This window comes from Streptomyces specialis, from assembly GCF_001493375.1.
In the GTDB taxonomy this organism is placed as follows: domain Bacteria; phylum Actinomycetota; class Actinomycetes; order Streptomycetales; family Streptomycetaceae; genus Streptomyces; species Streptomyces specialis.
Map to the genome: position 1 here is coordinate 1 of NZ_LN929845.1, position 2,289 is coordinate 2,289.

General features: G+C 75.5%; 3 protein-coding genes. 2 read left to right on the plus strand and 1 reads right to left on the minus strand.

All coding sequences use genetic code 11. From position 1 onward, the window contains the following. The first annotated feature begins 276 nt into the window (after window positions 1–276). Complete coding sequence (locus BN2279_RS29275; RefSeq protein ID WP_159037170.1) at window positions 277–426, plus strand: hypothetical protein; 150 nt, start codon at window positions 277–279, stop codon at window positions 424–426. Window positions 427–434: 8 nt separating this feature from the next. On the opposite strand, the gene BN2279_RS09445 is transcribed toward BN2279_RS29275, so the two are convergent. Continuing rightward, the gene (locus tag BN2279_RS09445) at window positions 435–1,655 is read right to left on the minus strand and encodes an MFS transporter (protein WP_079032030.1); all 1,221 of its coding nucleotides are present in this window, start codon (window positions 1,653–1,655) and stop codon (window positions 435–437) included. Between the two features lie 100 nt (window positions 1,656–1,755). Between BN2279_RS09445 and BN2279_RS09450 the strand changes: the two genes are divergently transcribed. Next, a complete protein-coding gene (locus BN2279_RS09450) occupies window positions 1,756–2,235 on the plus strand; it encodes a winged helix-turn-helix transcriptional regulator (RefSeq protein ID WP_059008287.1) in 480 nt (159 codons plus the stop codon). Window positions 2,236–2,289 lie beyond the last annotated feature (54 nt).

Consider the following 2,289-nt stretch of genomic DNA (forward strand, 5'->3'; position numbering starts at 1 on the left):
CCACCCCCGACGCCCGCCCGGACCAGTCCCGCGCGCGCCCAACCCCGCGCCCCAGACCCCGCAGGCCACGTCGGGGACCACCCCCCACCCCCCCTCGCCCCCCCGGAACCCTCCGGCCGATCCCTCATGCCACGCGACGCTAGCCCGCCCACCCGACCGCCCGCACCCGCGTATCGCTCCGTGCCCGGCACCCGGCGGCCCGCCGGGGAACCCCCGCCGGGCCGCCGGGACTTACCCTGAACGGGCAGGGAACCGGACGCCCGTGGGGGAGGCGGCATGCCCGAGTGGTCGCTGATGGTGCTCGTCCCGGTGGGGCTGCTCACCGCGGGCGCGGGCGTGTTCGCGCTGTGGGCCCGGCTGGGAACCGGCCGGCCGGTGGAACACCACAGCTCCATGCCGGACACCTACCAGCCGCCCGACGGCTGAGCGGAACGTCAGGACCGGTGCCGTGCCGCCGCCCACAGGAGCAGCGCGGCACCGCTGAACGCGGCGCCCAGCGCGGACACGCCGGTCCACCCCGCCGCGGCGTAGGCCGTTGACGAACCGATGGCCCCCAGGGCGCTGCCGGCCGAGTAGAACACCATGTAGCCGCCGATGATCCGGCTCCCGGCGTCCGGCCGGACCGCGTGGACGACGGTCTGGTTGGTGACGTGCACGGCCTGGACGGCGAAGTCCAGGGCCAGCGCCCCCAGACCCAGCGCGTACAGGGACCGGCCGGTGAGGGCCAGCGGTACCCAGGACAGGGCGAGAAGCACCAGCGCGGCCCCCGTGGTGCGCCGCGCCAGACCGCGATCGCTCCAGCGGCCCGCCGCCGCGGCTGCCACCGCACCGGCCGCGCCGACCAGCCCGAACGCGCCGATCGCGGTGTGCGACAGCGACCACGGCGGGCTGCTCAGCGGCTGGACGACACCGCTCCACAGCGTGCTGAAGGCGGCGAACGTCAGCAGCGCCAGCCCGGCACGCACCCGCAGCACGGGATGGCGCGCGAACACGGCGACCGTGGAACGCAGCAGCCCGCCGTACGTCATGCCCGGTACCCGCGCCCCGCCGCCGGGCAGCGTCCGGTGCAGCACGCACGCCACGGCGGCGGTCAGCAGGGCCGAGAACAGATACACCGAGCGCCATCCGGCGAGATCGGCCAGCAGCCCCGCCACGGCACGCGCCAGCAGGATGCCGATGACGACACCGCTGGTCACGGCTCCGACGACACGCCCGCGCCGGTCCGGCGCGGCCAGGGCGGCGGCCGCGGCGACCATCGTCTGGGTGACCACGGCCAGCAGCCCGACCGCGCCGAGCCCGGCCAGCAGCACGGCGGCGGCGGGTGCCAGTGCCACGGTCAGCAGGGCCGCCGCGAGCAGGGCGAGCTGGACGGTGATCAGACGGCGCCGATCCACCAGATCCCCCAGCGGGACCAGCAGGAACAGGCCCAGCCCGTAGCCGAGTTGCGTGACCATGACGACCGCGCCGAGCAGGCCGGGAGTCAGGGAGAACTCCTGGCCGAGGGTGACCAGCAGCGGCTGCGCGAAGTAGACGTTGGCCACCGCGCTGCCGCAGGCGACGGCGAACAGGACGACGAGCCCGCGCGGCGGCGCGGCGGTGCCCGCGGCGGCGGTCGGCTCGGCCGGCAGCGTGGTGGCTCGGCGGTCACGGGACATCGGGCGTCACGGCTCCCCTCATGGTTTCAACTTGCTACCTCCGGGACGGTAGTCCGTCGAGGTAGCATGTCGCAACCAGATGTACGGGAAGGAGGGCGCGATGGTCGCCCGGACCAGGTTCGACACCGCCACCTGCCCCGTCGCCCGCTCGGTCGACGCCATCGGCGACTGGTGGTCGCTGCTGATCGTGCGCGACGCGTTCGACGGCAGCCGCCGCTTCAGCGAGTTCCGCGACAGCCTCGGCATCGCCAAGAACATCCTCGCCGCGCGGCTGCGCGCCCTGATCGACGCCGGAGTCCTGGACACCGCTCCGCTGCCCGGCGGCGGCGCCCACCACGCGTACGTGCTCACCGACAAGGGCCGGGCCCTGTTCCCCGTCATCGTCGCCCTGCGGCAATGGGGGGAGGAGCACTGCTTCGAGCCGGGGGAGCCGCACTCCCGCCTCCTCGACCGCCGCGACGGCCACCCGCTGCGCCCCCTGGACGTCCGCGCCGCCGACGGACGCGCGATCACCCCGGACGAGACGGTCGTCGCGAAAACCGGACCCGAAACCCCCCACCCCGACCACCCCGCCACCTGACCGCCCCGGCCGCGCGGGCAGGCCGGGGCGGTCAGGTGGCGGGGTGGTCGGGGT